5 protein-coding genes and 2 pseudogenes are annotated in these 3,616 nt (G+C 61.0%); 4 read left to right on the top strand and 3 right to left on the bottom strand.

The window, feature by feature from the left end; all coding sequences use genetic code 11:
- Nucleotides 1–84: 84 nt before the first annotated feature.
- Nucleotides 85–642 carry an SH3 domain-containing protein gene (locus EOA27_RS27525; protein WP_112128468.1) on the top strand — a complete coding sequence of 186 codons (558 nt, stop codon included), beginning with the start codon at nucleotides 85–87 and terminating at the stop codon, nucleotides 640–642.
- A gap of 9 nt (nucleotides 643–651) precedes the next feature.
- On the opposite strand, the pseudogene EOA27_RS27520 reads toward EOA27_RS27525, so the two are convergent.
- Nucleotides 652–802 (bottom strand): annotated as a pseudogene (locus EOA27_RS27520) (transposase); the annotation flags it as partial.
- A 66-nt stretch (nucleotides 803–868) separates the two neighbouring features.
- Entirely contained in the window at nucleotides 869–1,567 is a 699-nt protein-coding gene (locus EOA27_RS27515; protein ID WP_126079396.1) for a TetR/AcrR family transcriptional regulator, read from the bottom strand.
- A gap of 131 nt (nucleotides 1,568–1,698) precedes the next feature.
- On the opposite strand from EOA27_RS27515, the gene EOA27_RS27510 reads away from it, so the two are divergent.
- The 3 genes and pseudogenes from EOA27_RS27510 to EOA27_RS42345 form a co-directional block, all read left to right on the top strand.
- Nucleotides 1,699–2,592: an NAD(P)/FAD-dependent oxidoreductase gene (locus tag EOA27_RS27510; protein ID WP_126079397.1), complete on the top strand. Its 894-nt coding sequence runs from the start codon at nucleotides 1,699–1,701 to the stop codon at nucleotides 2,590–2,592.
- A 43-nt stretch (nucleotides 2,593–2,635) separates the two neighbouring features.
- On the top strand, nucleotides 2,636–3,016 hold the full coding sequence (locus EOA27_RS27505; protein WP_126079398.1) for an antibiotic biosynthesis monooxygenase family protein: 381 nt from the start codon (nucleotides 2,636–2,638) through the stop codon (nucleotides 3,014–3,016).
- Nucleotides 3,017–3,151: 135 nt separating this feature from the next.
- A pseudogene (locus tag EOA27_RS42345) lies at nucleotides 3,152–3,295 on the top strand (short-chain dehydrogenase/reductase); the annotation flags it as partial.
- 166 nt (nucleotides 3,296–3,461) lie between these two features.
- Here the strand turns inward: EOA27_RS42345 and EOA27_RS27495 are convergent.
- Nucleotides 3,462–3,616 (bottom strand): SDR family oxidoreductase (locus EOA27_RS27495; RefSeq protein WP_127257736.1); only part of this gene is annotated, 155 nt, incomplete at its 5' end.

The raw sequence follows: 3,616 nt of genomic DNA, 5'->3' as shown, positions 1-3,616 counted from the left end.
AGCCCACTCCTGTAACAAGCGGTGCCGCCGAAGACAAAGAAAAAGGGGCGCTCATCCGACGGACCGGCGCCGAAAGGAACGAAAGTGTCTGGTTTCGCGTCGCTTCGCCTGGCCTTCAGCGCAGCCATCCTTGGCGCCCTCCTTTGCGCGCCGCAGGCATTCGCGCAAAGCGCGGCCGCGCCGGCGCAAACCATAACGCTTGGTCCGAGCGGCCTGCCGCTGCCGCGCTTCGTCAGCCTGAAACCGGCCCGCGTCAATTCGCGCGTCGGCCCCGGCGCCAATTATTCCGTCAACTGGATGTATCTGAAGGCCGGACTGCCAATGGAAGTCATTCAGGAATTCGACACCTGGCGGCGGGTGCGCGATGCCGATGGATCGGAGGGCTGGATCAACCAGTCGCTGCTTTCCGGCCGGCGCACCGCCATCGTCGCGCCCTGGCAGCGCGGCAAGGGCGGGCAGGTCAACCTGCTCGACGAGCCCGACAAGGACGCCGGTGTCATCGCCATCATCGAGCCGGGCGTGATCGGCTCGATCAAGAAATGCGACGGCCAATGGTGCGAGATGACCTTTGACGGCCACACCGGCTGGATGGCCCAGTCGCAGGTGTGGGGCGCCTATCCGGGCGAGAAGTTCAAGAACTGAGGCGTGGACTCACTCAGGCGCAAAACACAGCCTGATTGACGCGAGTTCAACGAAGGCTAGGTAATTGGCAGCGAGGCTGTCGTAGCGTGCTCGCCACCCGACAACATTGTTTGATCCTGTTGAAGAACCGCTCCACCTGGTTGCGAGCGCGATAGAGATAGGAACGTGCGCCGACTCCTCAGTTTTCCTGATCTGCTAGCCTGCCTTGACCTGCTGGCCTACTCGGTCACGCACGATTCAATTTTTGCCTTTTTAACCTGGAGGCAGGCGAATATCCTCCCGCGTGGTCGTTGCCACCGTGCGCGGCGATAAACATGGCGACGGCCGACCGGCAATAGGATTCGATTTCGTTGTCGTCCTCTGCTCTGGCCTCATCGAAGCGTGCGATAATCAGAATATCGGAGCCTTTGAAAAGCGCGGCAAACAAGCGGGCGGACTGGAGAGGATCGGGCACATTCAGAACCGCCTTCGCGTGCAACTGACGCAACAGGGCCTCGATTTGGGCGATGATATGGGCGGATCCAGCTTCGTAATGGAGCTTGCTCAACGACTTTTGACTCGTCATGTCGGCCATGACCATGGCTTCGACATTGCGGACATCCTGGCGCAACAGCGTGCGAAGCAGTGATGACCCCACCGCCATGAGCTGATCTTCGGCCGGACCCTCGACGCCTTCAAAAAGTGCCTGTGGTATTAACTGCTGGCAGCGGGCCGCAAACGCCGCGCCAAACAGCGCCTCTTTGTTCTCGAAGTGCCGATAGATGCTGAGCTTGGATATCTTCGCCCGCTGGGCGACCTTGTCCAATGTCGTCGCTTGAAAACCCAGTTCCGCAAAAAGTTCGCCCGCCGTGTCGACGATCGTTTGTCCAAGCGCCTCGTTGGCGGGCCGGCCGCGCCGGGCCTGGGTGTTTTTCTCGGTTACCACAATTTCAGTCCTTGACAGTATCCTAATTATCGAATTACGATACCGCACAGTTCTAAAATGTGCAAGCCAAGGGATAGGCTTCAACCGGACCCAGTCGAGCCCCACCATCAACAACACGGAGCCCGTCCACAATGGATGACGTCATCATTATCGGCGGCAGCTTTGCCGGACTCGCCGCCGCCCTGCAGCTTGGCCGTGCCCGCCGCAAAATCATCGTTCTCGATACCGGCCTTCAGCGCAATCGCTTCGCCGGCCGCTCGCACGGTGTGCTCGGCCATGATGACAAGCCACCGTCCGACATCCTGGCCGCGGCGCGGCAGCAACTCGCGCGCTACCCTGCTATCAGGATGGTCAATGCCCGCGCCGACAGCATCTCCGGTACCATCGACAATTTCTCCGTCCTCACTGGCGATGGTGAAACCCTTAGCGCACGCCGCCTGATCCTGAGCTATGGCGTTGTTGACCAAATGCCTGATGTCCCGGGCTTTGCCGAGAACTGGGGCACATCCGTTATCCCATGCCCCTATTGCGACGGCTTCGAAGTTGCTGACCAGCATTGGGGCCTCGTCTGGTCTGGCCCGCAGTCGATGAATCAGGTCAGGCTGTTTCACGATTGGACCGACAGGTTGACTGTCTTCGGCAATGGTCTCGACATCACCCCCGAGATACGGGCCGATCTGGCGGGCCGAAAGGTACCTCTCGTTGATGGCCGGATCACCGAAATCGCACGTCACGGGAGCCATGGTGCCACCATCAAGCTCGATACCGGCCCCGATGTTGCGGTCGACATTCTGTTCGCGCAACCGCGCAACAAGCCGTCCGCAAGCCTTCATGAATCCCTGGGCCTCGTCACGGTCAATACGCCCACCGGCATCGCCCTCAAGGTCGACGAGCGCCGCGAGACCAGCATGCCTGGCATCTATGCCGCCGGCGACCTTGCCAACCCCGGCATCCCCTCCGTCACCACCGCAATATGGCAAGGCGCGACGGCGGGTATCTCCGCCCAGCAGTCGATGCTGGTTTGAGAGCAAGCAGCATCGATCACCCCAGTTCAACAGGAGCGCCGCCATGACTGCCGCAAAACCATTCAAACCTCTCGACGAGAAATTTCCGTTTGACCGCCAACTCGGTATCGCGGCCGCGCCTCTCGTGCTTATCAACCTCTTCGCGGTCGTCGATCCCGCCGACGAAGCGGGCTTCCTGGACGCTTTCAAGGCGGCTGCCGAGATCATAACGAAGCAACCGGGCTTCATTTCCATGCAACTACATCGAGCGATCGGCGAGAGCCCGACTTACCTGAACTATGTGGTGTGGGAATCCACCGAGGCGGTCCGCGCCGCCTTCACTGATCCCGAGTTCCTCGCGAAACTTCCAGCATATCCTTCATCCGTCGTGGCCAGCCCGCACCTGTTCCAGAAGGTCGCCGTCCCCGGCTTCTGCACGGCCTGACTCCGGAAATATGGGAAGGCGCGACGGCGGGAATCTTCGCCAGCAGTCGATGCTGGTTTGAGAGCACAGATTGGAGATGAGCATGGCCGTCGAACCGGACAGCGCGGGTGTGCGCTTCCCTCCGCCCCTTCGTCTATCGGCGCATCCTCCGGCATCGGTCTCGCCACAGCCAAAGCCTTGCGGAATGCGGGCTTTCGAGTGTTCGGAACCAGCCGCCGCGCCGCGGCGAAGAAATCCGACGGTTTTACTATGCTGGCCTGTGACGTTGCCGACGATGAGCCCGCCTACACCTGTACCTCCTTCGAAGAGAATCTCGCGAAGCCGGACCAGTTTCTGGATATCTATGCCACGGCGCGCTCGGAGAGCGGACGTCGGGACAATCGGGCCATGGCACGCGTCGGTCCATGCTAGGCCAGCTCGGCCAAGCGTGGACGAGTCCCTTTGATCAGACAGTCGGGACAGTGCCGCCGTCGACGACGAGCTCCGAACCATGGATCGACGAGGCGCGATCCGAGGCCAGGAAAGCGATGGCTTCGGCGACCTCGGATGGTTCGGCGCCGCGACCTATGGCAATGCCGCCAAGGCCGGCCAGTACGAGTT

Origin of the sequence: Mesorhizobium sp. M2A.F.Ca.ET.037.01.1.1 (genome assembly GCF_003998075.1) — a bacterium.
Lineage (GTDB): Bacteria > Pseudomonadota > Alphaproteobacteria > Rhizobiales > Rhizobiaceae > Mesorhizobium.
Note: the sequence above shows the minus strand (reverse complement) of the source record. Positions and strands in the feature narration are given on the sequence as shown.